Annotated in this window: 17 protein-coding genes and 2 pseudogenes; 13 read left to right on the top strand and 6 right to left on the bottom strand. The window is 69.8% G+C overall.

The annotated features are described in order from the left end of the window. Window positions 1-63 precede the first annotated feature (63 nt). From BM051_RS02335 to BM051_RS28900, 4 genes are all read right to left on the bottom strand, one after another. Window positions 64-2,787, bottom strand: a complete 2,724-nt coding sequence (locus BM051_RS02335) for a helix-turn-helix transcriptional regulator (protein WP_092527188.1) — start codon at window positions 2,785-2,787, stop codon at window positions 64-66. Window positions 2,788-2,883: 96 nt separating this feature from the next. Continuing rightward, a complete protein-coding gene (locus BM051_RS29575; RefSeq protein WP_279587048.1) occupies window positions 2,884-3,144 on the bottom strand; it encodes a histidine kinase dimerization/phosphoacceptor domain-containing protein in 261 nt (86 codons plus the stop codon). 37 nt (window positions 3,145-3,181) lie between these two features. After that, window positions 3,182-3,316, bottom strand: a complete 135-nt coding sequence (locus tag BM051_RS30250) for a hypothetical protein (protein ID WP_279587050.1) — start codon at window positions 3,314-3,316, stop codon at window positions 3,182-3,184. 3 nt (window positions 3,317-3,319) lie between these two features. Continuing rightward, window positions 3,320-3,493 (bottom strand): hypothetical protein, encoded by a 174-nt coding sequence (locus BM051_RS28900; RefSeq protein WP_166677697.1) that lies wholly within the window; start codon window positions 3,491-3,493, stop codon window positions 3,320-3,322. Window positions 3,494-4,151: 658 nt separating this feature from the next. Between BM051_RS28900 and BM051_RS02325 the strand changes: the two genes are divergently transcribed. The 6 genes from BM051_RS02325 (at window position 4,152) to BM051_RS02305 (ending at window position 7,118) form a co-directional block, all read left to right on the top strand. Further along, on the top strand, window positions 4,152-5,057 hold the full coding sequence (locus tag BM051_RS02325; RefSeq protein WP_166677696.1) for a trypsin-like serine peptidase: 906 nt from the start codon (window positions 4,152-4,154) through the stop codon (window positions 5,055-5,057). 155 nt (window positions 5,058-5,212) lie between these two features. Then, window positions 5,213-5,587 (top strand): glyoxalase superfamily protein, encoded by a 375-nt coding sequence (locus tag BM051_RS02320; protein WP_092527181.1) that lies wholly within the window; start codon window positions 5,213-5,215, stop codon window positions 5,585-5,587. A 90-nt stretch (window positions 5,588-5,677) separates the two neighbouring features. Continuing rightward, complete coding sequence (locus BM051_RS02315; RefSeq protein WP_092527179.1) at window positions 5,678-6,040, top strand: ArsR/SmtB family transcription factor; 363 nt, start codon at window positions 5,678-5,680, stop codon at window positions 6,038-6,040. Between the two features lie 101 nt (window positions 6,041-6,141). Beyond that, complete coding sequence (locus BM051_RS29570) at window positions 6,142-6,366, top strand: SRPBCC family protein (RefSeq protein ID WP_243859551.1); 225 nt, start codon at window positions 6,142-6,144, stop codon at window positions 6,364-6,366. Beyond that, window positions 6,266-6,493 carry an SRPBCC family protein gene (locus tag BM051_RS29565; RefSeq protein ID WP_243859508.1) on the top strand — a complete coding sequence of 76 codons (228 nt, stop codon included), beginning with the start codon at window positions 6,266-6,268 and terminating at the stop codon, window positions 6,491-6,493. Before BM051_RS29570 ends, BM051_RS29565 begins: the two co-directional genes overlap by 101 nt. Before the next feature lie 31 nt (window positions 6,494-6,524). After that, window positions 6,525-7,118 (top strand): TIGR03086 family metal-binding protein, encoded by a 594-nt coding sequence (locus BM051_RS02305; RefSeq protein WP_092527176.1) that lies wholly within the window; start codon window positions 6,525-6,527, stop codon window positions 7,116-7,118. A gap of 70 nt (window positions 7,119-7,188) precedes the next feature. Here the strand turns inward: BM051_RS02305 and BM051_RS29560 are convergent, their stop codons facing one another. Beyond that, entirely contained in the window at window positions 7,189-7,551 is a 363-nt protein-coding gene (locus tag BM051_RS29560) for a hypothetical protein (protein WP_243859507.1), read from the bottom strand. On the opposite strand from BM051_RS29560, the gene BM051_RS29555 reads away from it, so the two are divergent. Continuing rightward, window positions 7,540-8,097 carry an ATP-binding domain-containing protein gene (locus tag BM051_RS29555; RefSeq protein WP_243859506.1) on the top strand — a complete coding sequence of 186 codons (558 nt, stop codon included), beginning with the start codon at window positions 7,540-7,542 and terminating at the stop codon, window positions 8,095-8,097. The genes BM051_RS29560 and BM051_RS29555 overlap by 12 nt on opposite strands. A 162-nt stretch (window positions 8,098-8,259) precedes the next feature. Here the strand turns inward: BM051_RS29555 and BM051_RS02295 are convergent, their stop codons facing one another. Further along, on the bottom strand, window positions 8,260-8,667 hold the full coding sequence (locus BM051_RS02295; RefSeq protein ID WP_092527170.1) for a MerR family transcriptional regulator: 408 nt from the start codon (window positions 8,665-8,667) through the stop codon (window positions 8,260-8,262). Between the two features lie 49 nt (window positions 8,668-8,716). Between BM051_RS02295 and BM051_RS02290 the strand changes: the two genes are divergently transcribed. The 6 genes and pseudogenes from BM051_RS02290 (at window position 8,717) to BM051_RS02265 (ending at window position 15,322) form a co-directional block, all read left to right on the top strand. Next, window positions 8,717-9,601: an NAD(P)-dependent oxidoreductase gene (locus tag BM051_RS02290; RefSeq protein WP_092527167.1), complete on the top strand. Its 885-nt coding sequence runs from the start codon at window positions 8,717-8,719 to the stop codon at window positions 9,599-9,601. 686 nt (window positions 9,602-10,287) lie between these two features. Then, window positions 10,288-12,612 carry a tetratricopeptide repeat protein gene (locus BM051_RS02285; protein WP_279587047.1) on the top strand — a complete coding sequence of 775 codons (2,325 nt, stop codon included), beginning with the start codon at window positions 10,288-10,290 and terminating at the stop codon, window positions 12,610-12,612. After that, window positions 12,609-12,941: pseudogene (locus BM051_RS30590) on the top strand (FAD-binding oxidoreductase); the annotation flags it as partial. The gene BM051_RS02285 and the pseudogene BM051_RS30590, both read left to right, overlap by 4 nt. Before the next feature lie 10 nt (window positions 12,942-12,951). Further along, a pseudogene (locus BM051_RS30585) lies at window positions 12,952-13,125 on the top strand (FAD-binding protein); the annotation flags it as partial. A 250-nt stretch (window positions 13,126-13,375) separates the two neighbouring features. Beyond that, a complete protein-coding gene (locus BM051_RS02270; RefSeq protein ID WP_092527159.1) occupies window positions 13,376-14,056 on the top strand; it encodes a GGDEF domain-containing protein in 681 nt (226 codons plus the stop codon). Between the two features lie 423 nt (window positions 14,057-14,479). Beyond that, entirely contained in the window at window positions 14,480-15,322 is an 843-nt protein-coding gene (locus BM051_RS02265; protein WP_092527157.1) for a helix-turn-helix domain-containing protein, read from the top strand. The last annotated feature ends 31 nt before the right edge of the window (window positions 15,323-15,353 follow it).

Here is a 15,353-nt window from a genome sequence, read left to right as displayed (position 1 = left end):
CACTCGCATCGGTCGAATGACTGGCCTCCACCGACCTGGTTACCGGGCCGGATCGTTCCTCGACTACAGCTCGAGTCGCGCGAGCTCGGTTCGCCTGCTGACGCCGAGCTTGGGATAGGCCTTGTACAGGTGGTGCCCGACCGTTCGTGGGCTGAGGAACAGCTGCGCCCCGATTTCCTTGTTGCTGTATCCGGACGCGGCGAGCCGCACCACCTGTACTTCCTGCGGTGTCAGCCGCTGGAGCGGATTCTTCGCCTGTGGCCGGGCGACGGGCCGCTCGCCGAGCGCGGCCAGCTCGGTGCGGGCGCGCTCGGCCCACCCCAGCGCCTCGAGGCGCTCGAAGGCGGTCAACGCGGGCGCGAGGTGGCTGTGCGCGTCGCCGCGCCGCCGGCGACGGCGCAGCCACTCCCCGTACAGGAGCCGGGTTCGAGCCAGGTCGAAGGGCCCCGCGTGGGCGTGCTGGAGGCGAAGCGCGGCCGAGAAGTGTTCCTCGGCGGTGTCGCCGGTGGCGAGCAGCGCGCGGCAGCGCAGGGACAGCGCCAGCGCGACGGGCGAGTCCACGTGCTCGGCCCAGTGGTCGAAGTCGGCGAGACGGTCCAGGACCCGGTCGGTGTCGCCGGTGCGCACCGCAGCCTCCACCAGGTCGGGGACGGCGCGGACGACGACGTCACGCCCGGCAGGGCCGGCGCACACGTCCTCCAGCGTGCGGAGTGCGTCGTCGCACCGTCCCGCCGCCAGGTCGAGCAGGCCCAGCCCCCAGCGGGCGAGCGCGGCGCCCAGCGGGTGGCGGGTGTCGAGCCGCGGCAACACCTCCTCGGTGAGCGACCGGCAACCGCGCTCGTCACCGCGTACCCCGGCCAGCCACACGGAGACGGCCTTCAGCACGAGGAGCTCGGTGTCCATGGCGAGCTCCTCGGCCATCGGCACGCCTTCCGCCACGCTGGCGTCCGCGTCGACGAACCTGCCCCGCATCAGGTGGCCCAGTGCGAGGACCTCCAGGGAGTACGGAATCCACGTCAGGGCACCGGTCGCCCGCGCGTCGGTCAGCGTCGCGCTCATCACCGCGATGGTCGCCTCGTCGTCGCCCAGCATCAGCCCGCTGAACCCGGCGATGATCCGATGGAGATGGTCCAGGGGACCCGCGCGCGCGGCCCGCAGGTGCGCCGCCATGGGGCCGACCGCCCTCCCGGGACGTCCGGCGAACATCTCGCCCCACCCGATCTGCGCCTCGACCACCGACCACAGGCCGGAGTCCGGGGGCAGGCGCAGGGCGCGCAGCCGCCGAACGCCGTGCGCGACGACGTCGAGCCGGCAGGAGTTCCGGCCGGCGCAGACCGCTTCGGTGAGGATGAGCACCGCCCGTTCGGGGTCGCCGCGCGGCACGAGCTCGGCCGCGTCCAGCGCCAGTGTCGCGTCCACGGCCGGGGACGTCCGTTCGTACTCCACCTGCGCCCGCAGGCTGAGGGCGTCCGCGAGGATGCTGGGGTCCTCGGTGAGCGATGCCACCTCGGCCGCGAGCCGGACGGCGCGGTCCGGCTTGCCGGCGTCGTAGGCGGCCTGCGCGGCCTTGCCGAGGCGCCGGGCCTTGCGTTCGTTGTCCGTGCTGAGCCGGCCCGCGCGGTCGTAGGCGGCGGACACGGCCATCGCGCCCCCGCGGTGCTGCGCCCGTAGCGCGGTTCGTTCGAGCTCCGCGGCGACGCTCTCGTCGGGCCCGGTGGTCGCCGCCGCGAGATGCCACGCCCGCCGATCGGCCCCCACGTCCCCCGCGAGGGCCAGCTCGTGCGCGAAGGCCCTGTGCACGGCGATCCGCTGGTGGTGCGGTGCGCTCTGGTAGGCGGCGGCGCGGACCAGGGGGTGCCGGAAGACGAGCCGGCTCGTGGAGAGTGTGACCAGGTGCGCGTGCTCGGCCGGTGCCAGGTCGACCGCCGTCGCGCCGAGCGTGCGGCCGACTCGCAGGATCAGGTCGAGATCCCCGCCGGCGTCCGCCGCGGCCGTCAGCAGCAGAGCTCGCGTGGCCCCGGGAAGCCCGGCGATCTGGGCGCGAAACGCCTCCTGGACCCGACCGGTGACCGGGAGTGGTGCCACCTGCTCGGTCGGATCGGCGTGCCCGAGCCCCTGAGCGGCTCCCAGCTCGATGAGGGCAAGCGGGTTGCCGTGTGCTTCGTCCAGCACCCGTTCCCTGGCCGGGGCGCTCAGCCCGGGGGACCGCTCGTCGAGCAGGGCGGCGGATGCCGAGCGGGGGAGCCCGGTGAGCCGGAGCGTGTCGATTCCGGGTGTGCCGAAGGGAACGGCGGTGTCCCGTACGGCGAACACCATCGCCACGGGGTCGGTCTGGAACCGCCGCGCGGCGAACAGGAGAGCGTCGAGGGAGCCCTGGTCGAGCCACTGCGCGTCGTCGATCAGGCACAGCAACGGCTCGTCGTCGGCCAGCTCGGCCAGCAAGGTCAGCGTGCCAGCGCCGATCAGGAATCGGTTGGTGTCGGGCCCTTCGACGAGCCCGAAGGCGGCGCTCAGCGCGGCGGCCTGCGGTACCGGCAGCGTGTCGAGCCGATCGAGGAACGGGAGCAGCAGCTGGTGCAGCACGCCGAAGGGGAGCTCGGCTTCCGACTCGATGCCCGTGCCGCGCAGCACCCGCATGGTCCCGGCCGTCGAGGCCGCGTCATCGAGCAACACGGACTTTCCGATTCCCGCCTCACCGCGAACGACCAGGGCGCCACTGCGTCCGTTCGCCGCGTCGACGAGAAGGCGGTGGATCCTGGCGCGCTCCGGGTTCCGCCCTACCAGCATGGCCCAACACTAGCCCGAGGGGCGTGCCGTTCATCCCTTGTCTCGCCAGCGGTGAATCCGTCACGAAAATCGGTTCCCGCCGCGCATCGGGAATGGTCAGGACGTCAGGCCCGACTGGTAGGCGTCGTCCAGGCGGGCCAGGCCGGGAGTGGGTGCCCGGTCCGGGTCGACCCCGCGCACGACGGCCAGCGTGCCGCGGACCTCGTCGAGCCCCTCGGTGCTGGTGCGGCTGATGGCGGTCAACGCCCGCTCGGCCTGCTCGGGCTTGGTCGCCAGCAGGTGCAGCGCCACGTCGGCCTGCATCTTGATCGCGAGGCCGTGGCCCACGACGTCGTGCACCTCCTGCGCGACTCGCAGCCGCTCCTCATAGAGCTGTTGCCGGATGGCACGCCGATCACCCCGAGCGCCCCGGCGAGCACGATGTCGGCACGGGCGGCCGCAGCGAGCGGAGCGGCCGCACCCAGCCCGCCCGCGCGACCGGGGCCTCGGCGTTCTCGCTCGCCCGGACCTCCCCGGCGACGTCGGGCACCACTCAGACGATGTCCCGGCGGTGCAGCAGCCACCCGCCGAGGACACAGAATGCCACCAGGTAGGCGCTCACCACGACGACGGCGTGCCCGGTGCCGGCGACGACCTCGACGCCCGGGGTGCCGGCGGGTGCCCCGAAGGCCGCGGCCAGCGTCCCGGCGTTCGGGCCGGGCAGCACCTTCTGCAGCTCTCGCCCGCACGGCCGTGCCCGCGGTCCGCGGTGACTCGGCGCCGAGTGCGGTGACCACCAGGATGCCCAGCGCGAGGTCGATGCCGAACCACGCCGCCGCGGACAGGATGCGCAGCACCAGGACGGCCCTGCGGGTCCGCCCCCGAGTCTGCGCGGGCGGCTCGTGGTGGCGGTGTGGGACATCGTCGTTACCTCGCGGTGAGTCGGTTCGGGTCGACGCGGTCCATGCTCGACCGGCCGGGCCGCCGGCTCGTCCGCTCGGACGACCATCTCTCCGTACGTCAGATCGCGTACGTCGTCGGCGACCCGGCGCGTGCGGGAACCGTGTCGAGAAGCAGGCACGACCGAGATGGGCAACCTGCTCTGATTCCGCAATTGCCGACTTTCGGCGGGCTGACACGATCGGGTGATTCCGGGAGTATCAAAGGGTATGAGGAAACCCCTGCAACTCCTCGCGGCAATTGCTATTGCCCTTCCGTTGACAGTCGTCCCCGCAACCACGACACCTACACCTGCGCAGGCCCGAGCGCCGCAGTCGCAGGAAATCGGAACCGAGGAATCGCTCTCGGTTCAGGTGGGTGGCACGACCCGTTCGACGACGCTCGAACGGCCAGGATCCGGGTACATCAAGATTCACTTCACCGACGTGCGCCTGAAGAGCGGCGACGTTCTGACCGTGTCGAATCCGGCCGGCACCGAGAAGTACACCTACACGCGCGACCTGGAATCCTCGCTGACCGCGACGATCGACGCGACCGGGTTCTGGTCCATGTCGATCACCGGCGAGAGGGCCGTGGTGAGCGTCACGAGCCCGGCCAGCCGGGTGCGGATCGACAAGATCACGCGCGGCTACACCGAGGCCGAGCTGGACGCGCAGATCACGCCGCAGAGCATCTGCGGCACGAACGACTACCGGGACGCCGTCTGCTACCAGTCCAGCAACCCGACGGAGTTCGGTCGCACGAAGTCCGTGGCCAAGCTGCTGCGCAACGGCCGCTCCCTGTGCACGGCGTGGCGGGTCGGCCCCAACAACCGGCTGCTGACCAACAACCACTGTTTCACCAGCACGGCCGGTATCGAGGTGTGGTTCAACTACCGGTGCCCGACCTGCGGCGGCCGCTCGTCCGCCCCGGTCACGAAGGTGCTCGCCGAGTCCGTGCTGCGAACGAGCTCCGCGCTCGACTACACCCTCTTCACCGTGAACAACTTCACGGCCATCAGCTCGTTCGGCTACCTGGAGCTGGACGCGCGGGTGCCCGCGGTCGGTGAGGAGATGTACGTCAGCGGTCACCCCGCCGGGAAGCTCAACAAGCTCTCCCTACGCGACGACCGCAACGGGGGCGGCTACTGCGCCGTGCGCGCGGTGCGGGTGAACGGAAGCTCGTCGCAGTCCGACATCAGCTATTACTGCGACACCGAGGGCGGCTCGTCCGGCTCGCCGGTGCTGTCGAGGCGTACGCACAAGGTCATCGGGTTGCACCACTTCGGTGGTTGCCCGAACCAGGGCGTGCGCATCGACCTCGTCGCCGCGCAGATCAACTCACTGCTCTGAGGATCTCCGCCGTCTCGGCGGCGGACGGCCCGGCCCCCGTGGGTCCGGTCGAGCTCGAGGCCGCGCTCGTGCTCCAGCGAGTCGAGCGCGGCCTCGCCGTTGGCGCCTCTGGTCAGGGCTTGACAGGTAGGATTTTTCCTACCTAACATGACCGCATGAAGATCTCCCGGATCATGACGATCACCGTGCTGGTGGCCGACCAGGAACGCGCTCGCTCGTTCTATGTGGACAGTCTCGGGTTCGACGTGCGCACGGACGTGCGCATGGGTGAGAACCGGTGGCTGGAGGTGGTGCCCCCGGCGGCGGAGACGTCGATCGTGTTGCACGAGCCGTTCCCTGGCACGACGGCCGGTTCCTCACAGGGGGTGATTCTCGAGTCGGCGGACATCGACGCGGACGTGTCGGCGTTGCGTGCCAACGGGGTGCGCGTCGAGGGGCCACACGACATGCCGTGGGGTCGCCAGGCGACCTTCGCCGACCCGGACGGCAACGGCTTCGTGCTCTCGGCGACCTCCGTGCGGAGCGGCTAGCCGCCGAGTGTCCCGACGCTTCGTGATCGCGCGCTCGTCGAACGCGGCTAAGGTGGTGCGGCGACAGCAACACCCGGGACGGAGGTTGTCGTGCCGCTTCGCGCCAAGGACTCGTCGACCGACCAGGTGTTCGGAGCACTCGCCAACCCCACCCGGCGCGACGTGCTCGATCTGCTGCTGCACGGCCCGCGGACGGTGTCCGACATCGCCTCCCGCTTCGACATGGCCCGGCCCAGCGTGTCCGAGCATCTCAAGGTCCTCCGCGACACCGGTCTGGTCACCGAGACCAAGCGGGGCCGGCACCGCTACTACGCCGTCAACCCGGGCCCACTGTACGAACTGCGGCAGTGGCTCACGCCGTACGAACGCTTCTGGCGGGACCGGCTTGCCAGCATGGGTGACGTGCTGGACGAGCTCGGCGACAAGGAGCGGAGGAAAGTCCGCGAACCGTGACCGACGACCTGACGAGCATCCGCGTCGACCAGTTCTTCCCGCATCCGGTCGAGCGCGTGTGGCACGTCCTCACCACGCCGGAACTGATCGAACGGTGGCTCATGCCCAACGACTTCGTGCCCAGGGTGGGACACCGATTCACCCTCCGGTCGGTCCCCATCGGACCCGTGGATTTCTCCGGCGTGGTGGCGTGCGAGGTCCTCGAGCTCGTTCCGCCCCGAGCGGTTGAGCATCAGCTGGGCCGACGCCGCGGATGTCGACTCGTTCAGCACCACCGTCACCTGGAACCTCCAACCGGAGGGCCGGGGCACCAGGATGGTGCTTGAGCACACCGGGTTCGACCCGGACAACCCGACGCACCAGCTCTCCCGGCGCATCATGAACGGCGGCTGGCGCAGCCATGTCCTCCGCCGACTCACCCGGGTGCTGGACGACCGGTCCGTTGCCCCCTGAATCCTTTCGGACAGTCGAAGGTTGATCCACCATGTCACTTTCCCCTGCCGCGGACCGGTTCCGGCGAACCGCCGCGGGTTTCCTGGCCCGCGTCGAGGCCGTTCCGGCGGGCCGCTGGTCCGCCCCGACCCCGTGTCCCGGCTGGACGGCGCGGGACGTGGTCGCGCACGTCGTCAACGAGCAGCGGCGCATGCTCGCCGCGGTGACCAGGACGGAACCGCTCCCGCTGCACGGTGTCGACGTCGCCGAGATCGGGGCGATACCGGCGGTGGCGCCCGACGCCGACCTCGCGGCCGCGTGGCGGGAGATCGGCGACGGGCTGACCGCGGCGATCGACGATCCCGACTGCGCGGACGTCCCGCTGCCCATGCCGATGGGGGAGCAGCCCTTCGCCACCATCGTCGAGCTGCGCCCCGAGGACCCGCTCATCCACACCTGGGACCTGGCCAGGGCCACCAATCTCGACGAGCGGCTCGAGCCCGACGTCGTCGCGCACGTCTTCGAGCTGCTGAAGCCGCTCGACCAGCTGTTCCGGCAGCCGTGGGCGTTCGGCCCCAGGACACCCCCACCGGCCGGGACCGACCTGCAGACCGAGTTCCTCTGCTTCGTGGGACGCCGTCCCTGACCCTGCCGCACGCGAGCCGGACCTCGCCTCCGCGACGGTTCGCCGGCCGGCACGGGCCCCATGGCTGGGCCTAGCCGACGTAGGTCGCCAGACCGTTCTCCAGGAGGTCGAAGGCCGTCTCGGCACGGGCGACCGCCGCGGGGTAGGTGTCGTCGGCGCTGCGTCCGGCGCGGATGTCCCTGGCGTTGTGGTTGGCGAGGATGCGCTGCGTGCCGAAGACCTGCGCGGCCACGAGGCGTGCGACGAACTCGTCGCTCAGCCCGCCGGAGGTGAGCAGCTCGTCGGCGAGGTCTCGCTCCCGGTCGAGCATGTACCCGGTCAGGCGGGCCATCAGGGTCGGCGTGGTGTACAGCAGGTGGTGGAACGTGCTGGCTCGTGGGGTGTCGTTCAGCAGCCCGCCGCCGTCCAGGGCTGGGCGACGGTGCTCACGCACCTCGGCAGGCCGGACGGCCAGGTCGAGGAACTGACTCGCGGCTACCGGGTACCAGCCCAGGTCATCGACTACGCCGCCCGGCTCCTGCCACACATCACCCCGGAGCTACGCCGCCCGGCGTCGTTCCGCCACTCCGCTGACGCCCTGCGCCTCACCCGAACCACGCCCGAGGAGACGATCGCGGCGACCGTCACGGCCTGTGCGACCGCGCTGGCCGGGGAGGGTTCGGTCGGACTCACCGCCGTCGACGGCGACATCCCCGAACTCCATCGCGCCCTGTCCGGCAGCGGGTTCCGACACACCGTCCTGGGCAGCAACGGAGCAAGCCTCCAGGCAGAACGTCTCACTCTCACGCCGGTCAGCCTCGCCAAGGGACTCGAGTTCGACATCGTCCTCGTCGTCGAACCGGCCCGCATCGCCCGAGCGGAACACCGCGGTCTGCAGCGCCTCTACGTCGCCCTGACCCGAGCCGTCAGCAACCTGCACGTCATCCACGCCCATCCCCTGCCGGAACTCCGAGAACGGGAACCCGCGACGGCTCCCTAGCCCGACACGGGACTTCCGGATCGGCACGGCAGCGCGTGTGGGTGGCGCACGGCCATCGGCCGGAATGCTGGAGCCTGGCCACTCAGTGGCCACAACCAGTCGGTACTGGACCGCACACCGCCGGGCAACCGAGAAGGCCGCTCCGACTGGTGTTCGCGCTGCTCACGCGGGGGCGGCCTGCTGTTCGGCATCGTCGAAGGGTGGGTAGCTCTCGCTGCCCATTCGCTCGGCCGCACCGATGTAGCGGGCAAGAGCGTCGCGGGACTGAGCGAGCCTGTCCAGCTGCTCGTCCAGTCGTCGCAGCCGTGACCGCATCGCGGCCAGCAACTCGGGACACCCGGGCAGCTCCGGGGCCTCTCCCACCGCGCAGGGCAGCAGGTACGCGATGTCGTCGGAGGACAAACCGGCTCCGAGCAGGTGCCGGATCTGCCGCACCCGCAGTACGGCGGTCTCGCCGTACTCGCGGTAACCGTTCGCTCCGCGGTCCGCCTCCAGCAGGCCCTGGGCTTCGTAGTAGCGCAACTGGTGGGCGTTGACGCCCGTCCGGCGACTCAGTTCCCCGATCCGCACCGAAACCTCGCTTGACCTTCACACCGGTATCAACGTTGACGATGCTCCCATGAACCACAGCACCGACACACCCGTGGCAGTCATCGGACTCGGACTGATGGGCCAGGCACTCGCCGGCGCGTTCCTGAAAGCCGGGCATCCCACAACCGTGTGGAACCGCACGACCTCCAAGGCCGACCACCTGGTGGCGGAGGGTGCACGGCTGGCGCCAACGGTGGGCGACGCGCTCGAGGCCGGTTCCCTGACGATCATCTGCGTCACCGACTACCAGGCCGTGCGCGAGCTGCTCGGCGGGACTGGCATCGAGCTGAACGGCACGATGTTGATCAACCTGACCTCGGGCAGCTCGGCCCAGGCTCGGGAAGCCGCCCGGTGGGCCGAGCAGCGCGGTGCCCGTTACCTGGATGGGGCGATCATGGCGATCCCGCGGGCGATCGGGACCACCGAGGCGGTGATCCTGCACAGCGGGCCGCGGTCGGACTTCGAGGCACACAGGTCGACACTCGGCGCGCTCGGCACCGTCACCTACCTTGGTGCGGACCATGGGCTGGCGTCCCTGTACGACGTGGCAGGCCTGGCCATGATGTGGAGCGTCCTGAACGCCTGGCTCCAGGGCACTGCCCTGCTCGGGACGGCCGGTGTCGACGCCGCGACGTATGCGCCGTTCGCGCGGCAGATCGCCGCCGGTGTGGCCGAATGGCTGCCTGGGTATGCCGAGCAGATCGACAGCGGCTCCTTTCCGGCGGAGGTGTCGGCCCTGGAGACCGACGCGCGGGCGATGGCACACCTGATCGAGGAGAGCGAGGCGGTGGGTGTCAACGCCGAACTGCCCAAGTTGATCAAGGCGATGGCCGACCGCTCGATCGCCGCCGGACACGGTGGGGAGCAGTATCCCGTGCTGATCGACGAGTTCCGCACACTCCGCGACGACTGACCGATTCCACACCGAAATCCACCGTCTGGCATCCGGCTCGGCGAGCTGGGCCGAATCGGCCGAACTCCGGGTTCGCGGGCGGTCGGGCGTGGCGTGAACGAGACCACCAACAGCCAACCGGTAGAGGTCTTCGGGTGCCAGCGTTCAGGCGTTGGTGTTTCCCATGATCCGGGCGCTCTCGGCGGGGCACTACGCAGAAGGATGGCGGCTGACCAGGGAGTTCTTACCGGCCGATTGGTGATCGAGGGCGCTTTCGCCGTGGGTCCGCCGGGGGTGAGGCAACCGGGTCCGGCCCCTACCAGGGCCGACCCAACTTCCCTCATCCGGGGCATCGTGGCCAGACTAGCGGTGGCAATCAGAGGTACGAGGCTCTCCCTCAGACCGACTTTCGACGCCCCCACCGCACCATCCGGGATGCTCATGCAATCCCAGGACCACCAGGCTGATCAAGCACCGGAGTCTCTTACATGATCAGGACCAACCTCCCCCAACCGCGGCACACGATTCAACCCAGCAAGAATAGGGTACGATGACACAGGGGAACGGCTCTCCTCCACGGTCATGCGAATCCGACACTCACGTGATCAACAGAGCCACCCCGTCACGAGGATGATCGACTTTGCCGGACCCCTGGCTGGATAGGGTAGGGAAAACCCAAGTTCGTGGGTTTGTATCCGCCTCTCAACATGACAGGTGATAGGACGGAAGTTGTCGATAAGGTGACGACCGGCGCAGGAGACTCGGGTCGACGGCGGAGCGACGGTAGGCGGCCGTCCTTCGGTCGCGCGCTGCGGCAGGTTCGGACCGACCGGGGGATGTCGCTCACCGAACTGTCCCGCAAGGTCTCCTACAGCAAAGGCTACCTGAGCAAGATCGAGAACGGTGACAAGCCCCCGACCTACGAGCTGGCGCGGGCCTGCGACGCCGCGCTCGGCACCGGGGGGCAGCTGCTCGGCCTGGTTCCGCGCCTGCAGCGGGGGCTAATGACCTTCCTGCCTTCGCAACTCCCGGCCGAGGGCGCGGACTTCGTCGGCCGGGACCGCGAGCTGCGCCTGATGGAGTCCTTTCTGGCCGACGGATCGACCGTCGTGGTGGTCAGCGGAGCACCCGGAGTGGGCAAGACCGCGCTCGCGCTGCGCTGGGCGCATCAGGTGCGGGATCGGTTTCCGGACGGGAGTTTGTTCACGAACCTGCGTGGTTACGACCCGAGCAACGAACCGATCGAACCGACGGAGGTCCTCGACTCATTCCTGCGAGCGCTGAACGTCCCGCTGGACTCGATCCCCACCACCATGGAGAGTCGGGCTTCGCTGTTCCGGACGATCCTCGACCGGAAAAGGGTCCTGCTGGTGCTGGACAACGCCTACTCGGTGCGCCAGGTCCGGCCGCTGCTGCCGAGTTCACCGAATTGCCTGGTGATCGTGACCTCCCGGCGTTCCCTGCCCGGTCTGGTCGCCAGGGAGGGCGCGCGCCGGGTCGTGCTGGAACCCCTGCCCGAGCCGGAGGCCATCACCCTGCTCCGCCGTCGGATCGGCGCGACCAGGGCGGACAGCGAGCCAGAGGCGGTGGAGGCGCTCGCCGCGCACTGCGCCTACCTGCCGCTCGCGCTGCGGGTGGCTTCCGAGTGGGTGGGCAGCCGGCCACGTCGGCACCTCACGGACATGGCGCAGGACCTGGCCAGCGCCCGCACCAGGCTGGACGCGCTGTCGGTCGAGGACGACGCCACCACTGCGGTCCGGTCGGTGTTCTCCTGGTCGTACCGCGCCTTGCCGACCGAAGCGGCCCGCCTGTTCCGGTTGCTGGGCCTGCACGGCGGCGCGGAGTTCAGTGTCGGTGCCGCGGCCGCCCTGTTCAATTCCACACCGCGCGAGGTACGACGCTGGCTGGACACGTTGAGCAGCATGCACCTGGTCAGCGAAGTCGCGGCCACCAGGTTCCGCTTCCACGACCTGCTCTGGCTTTACGCCCGGGAGCGCGCCCAGGCCGAGGAATCGGCCGAGTCGCGCAAGGCGGCGGTGGGCCGGTTGGTCAGCTGGTACCTCCGTTCGGCCACCGCCGCCAACAAGCTGCTGGCCCCCGCCTGGCATCCCCCACTGGTCGAAGGCCCCTGTCCTGAAACAGAGCCAGAACAGTTCACCGATTACCGGGAAGCGTTGAACTGGTGCGAGCTGGAATGCGACAACCTGGTGGCCGCCAGCCGGTTGGCCTACGACCACGGGTTCGCCGCGCTGGCCTGGAAATTGCCCGTCACCAACTGGGACTATTTCCACCTGCGCAAGCGATGGGCCGCGTGGATCGACGCACACGAGGTGGCCCTGCTGTCCACCCAGCGCATCGGGGACAGACGGGCCGAGGCATGGGTGCGCAACAACCTCGGAATCGCCTACTGCGACCTGCGCAAGTTCGACCAGGCATTCTCCCACCTGCGCGAGTCGTTCATAGTGCGGGAGCAGCTCGACGACGACTGGGGGCGCGCCTGGTCCAGCTACGGGCTGGCCACGACCCACCAGGCGGCGGGGGAGCTGGAGCGGGCCACGGTGTACTACGAGAACTCGCTGGTGTTTTTCGAGGAAACCGACGATCTGCTGGGCAAGGGGCTGTGTCTGGCCGGGCTCGCCGACCTCCACCGGGTGCGCGGCGAGGTCGATCAGGCGCTGGCCACGTTACGCCGAGCGGTGAGACTCTTCCGCGCTCTCGAGGACCGACACGCCGAGGGCTACGCCGCCACGAAGCTGGGCGCGACGCTTCGGGAGGCGGGGCGTACCCAGGAGGCGTTGGACTATTTCCGCCAGTCGCTGGCGATCAGTCGGCAGGCCGGGGACCGCCAGGGCGAGGCCTTCGCCCTGGACAACCTCGCCCTGGTCCTGCACGAGTCGGGCCAGCGCGAGCAGGCGCAAGATCACTGGCTACGCGCGCTGCGCATTCTCGACGAGCTCGGCGATCCGCGGGTCAACGATATTCGCGCTCGGCTCTCCACCACCGATGGTGTTCCTCCGGTAGGCGAGCAGTGAGGAGAACGCGATGCCGGCGCCGTGGATTTTGGTTCGCTCCCACGCCTGGACGGGCAACTCCTGACGGTCCGGATGCGCGTGCCCAGGTTGCTGACGGCTTCGGCCACGTGGTCCGCGAGCTTCCCGCCGCGGTGCTGCGCCCGGGCTCGGCCGAGGACGTGGTCACGGTCGTGCGGTGGGCCGCCGAGCACCGGATGCCGGTGGTCGCCCGCGGAACCGGGCACTCGATGACCGGGCAGAGCCAGGCCGCCGGCGGGATCGTGCTCGACCTGCGCCCGCTGAATCGGATTCGGCTGGCCGGACGGAATCGGGTGGTGGTCGAGGCGGGCTCTCGCTGGAGTGCTGGCGGTCACCGTGCCCCAGGGGCTCATCCCACCGGTGCTGACCGACTACCCGGAGACGACGATCGGGGGCACCCTGTCGATGGGCGGGGTCGGTGGCACCTCGCACCGTTACGGGGCGCAGGCGGACACCGTGCTCGAATTGGAGGTCGTGACCGGCGCGGGTGAGCGAGTGAACTGTTCGGCGGATCGCGGCCGCGAGTTGTTCGACCTGGTCCGGCGGGCTCCGGGCAGTTCGGGGTGGTCCTCTCGGCGACCCTGCGCCTGGTGGAGGTCGGGATCGCGGTGCGCTGGTTCCGGCTCGGATACGACGACGCGCGGACGTTTACCACCGACCAGCGCCAATAGGGTCGTCGCCCGTTTCCCAAGAGGCAACGGGGAAACCATCGCTCATACCGCCGCCACTGCCGATAGTGGGTCGTATGCAACTCGTTACGACGCACGCCCCGCCACCGGTCCAGTGGCCGCCGGACGAGTCCACCCCGCCCCGCCGGGCGGCGGCAGTCGTCGGTCGGGTCGCCCCCACGCGGCCGGTCGGTCGCTGGGCGGTGGACTTCCGCACCGGCCTACTCAACCGTTGGGGATGGGACGAGCAGGCAGATCGGGCGTTCCGGTACGCCAGGGATCGCGGCAAGCGGCTCGCTCTGCTCGTGCTCGACCTCGACGAGTTCACCTGCATCAACCGGGTCTACGGGAGAGCGGTCGGCGACGCCACGCTCTGGGCGGCGTCCGAGGCGCTGCGTGCCGGCACCCGACAGGGCGACGTGCTCGGCCGGTACGGCGGAAGTGGCGGCGACGAGCTGCTGGCCCTCCTGCTGGACACCACGCCGACCGAGGCCGACCGCACCGCCCGGGCCGTGCTGGACGCTCTCGCCGCGTCGACGATCAACGCGGGTTACCCGCACGGCCCCCGCCGATCGGGCCTCGCCCTCGCCGGGGTGACCGCCTCAGCCGGGCTGGCCACCACGGATGCCGACCATTGGAAAACACTGGCGGGCCTGCTCAGAGAGGCCGACAAAGCCCTCCGGAACGCCAAGCTCAACGGCCGGGGACGGCTGCGGCTGGCCACCCAGCCTGCCGCCGGGCGGGAGCTGGCCTCGTAGCAGCCGATTGATCGGGAGATCTGTTCCTCGGTCCGGCACCGCCACACAGCCCGACACTGAATCGTCCTGGCTTCTGTAGAGGCCGGATTAGTTGAACGCTGTGCCTGCGGTGAGGCCGGTGATGAGGGTAGTTGCCTCCTTCTCTGCTGGGTGATCATGCCGATCTCGCCGTGGAGTCGGCGGTGGTTCCACCAGTCGATGTATTCGAAGAGCGTGAACCCCGACTACGGCCGCAACCCCGACTACTGGATCGAAACCATCACGCACGACACACGCTGAGCCAGCCTTGGCTCGGGGTAGTATTCCTCGTCACTTGGTGCTGGCTAGAGATCTTCACTGGCCGAGGTTGCGGCGGAGAGACGATCGCTGGCAGGCCCGGAGGCGTCCCTCGCGAACTGGGCCCTCGTCGGCCACACTGAATCCATGGAATACGTCGGCCGGGTGCCCGCCCCGCCGCTCGACCGGTTCATCGACGACATCTACTGCCTGACCGGGGAGCCGAGCCACCGCCGGATGAACGTCCCGCCGATGCCGTCGGCACACCTGTTCGTCAACCTGGGCGGACCCGCCCGTCTGTGGGACTCCGACCCTTCGGTGCCGCCGGCAGTGTTTACCGATGGGTGGTTCATGGGTGTATGGACCAGGCGTTTCCTCGTCGAGTACCCCACCCGGGTGCGGCTCGTCGGGGTGCACTTCAAGCCTTGGGGGATTTCGCCGTTCGTCGACCTGCCAGCGACCGAGCTGCGGGACCGATGGGTGCCGGTCGACGCCGTCTGGCAACGGTCCTTGGACCGGATTCGCAACCAGGTCGGTGACATCGCATCGGCCACCGAGACACTGCGGGTGTTGGAGGACGAGCTGCGATCGCGACTTGCCGAGGCACCGTCGCGCGGTCTCGACCTGGTACTGCACACAGGCGGGCTTGTGGAGACGTTCCACGGCGCGGTCCCGGTCGGTGCGCTGGCCGATGCCGCCGGGGTGAGTGGCAACCACCTGGCCACGCAGTTCAAATCTCATGTCGGGGTCACCCCGAAGCGCGTGGCGCGGATATACCGCTTTGCGCGGCTGATCCTGTCCGTAGACGCCCTGCGCCCGGTCGACTGGTCGGAGCTCGCTCACCCGGCGGGCTACTTCGACCAGGCCCACCTCAGCAGGGAGTTCAAGGACTTCACCGGCCACACCCCGACGGAATACCTGGCTCTGCGGCGCCGATTCCCCGGCGAGCAGGGGTTCCCGCCGGACAGGGGCCCGATGCCCGCTGAGTGATTTTTTTACAAGCACACTCACCCCCGGGGCG

This window comes from Amycolatopsis arida (assembly GCF_900115565.1).
In the GTDB taxonomy this organism is placed as follows: Bacteria; Actinomycetota; Actinomycetes; order Mycobacteriales; family Pseudonocardiaceae; genus Yuhushiella; species Yuhushiella arida.
The sequence above is the reverse complement of the archived record's forward strand: the minus strand, read 5'-3'. Positions and strand labels throughout refer to the sequence as shown.

Excerpts from the sequence above, each read along its gene's own strand:
- BM051_RS02335 (WP_092527188.1), bottom strand. The coding sequence starts at position 2,787 with ATGCTGGTAGGGCGGAACCCGGAGCGCGCCAGGATCCACCGCCTTCTC.
- BM051_RS02320 (WP_092527181.1), top strand. The coding sequence starts at position 5,213 with ATGAAGATCTCCCGGATCATGACGATCACCGTGCTGGTGGCCGACCAG.
- BM051_RS29570 (WP_243859551.1), top strand. The coding sequence starts at position 6,142 with ATGCCCAACGACTTCGTGCCCAGGGTGGGACACCGATTCACCCTCCGG.
- BM051_RS02305 (WP_092527176.1), top strand. The coding sequence starts at position 6,525 with ATGTCACTTTCCCCTGCCGCGGACCGGTTCCGGCGAACCGCCGCGGGT.
- BM051_RS02290 (WP_092527167.1), top strand. The coding sequence starts at position 8,717 with ATGAACCACAGCACCGACACACCCGTGGCAGTCATCGGACTCGGACTG.
- BM051_RS02285 (WP_279587047.1), top strand. The coding sequence starts at position 10,288 with ATGACAGGTGATAGGACGGAAGTTGTCGATAAGGTGACGACCGGCGCA.
- BM051_RS02270 (WP_092527159.1), top strand. The coding sequence starts at position 13,376 with ATGCAACTCGTTACGACGCACGCCCCGCCACCGGTCCAGTGGCCGCCG.
- BM051_RS02265 (WP_092527157.1), top strand. The coding sequence starts at position 14,480 with ATGGAATACGTCGGCCGGGTGCCCGCCCCGCCGCTCGACCGGTTCATC.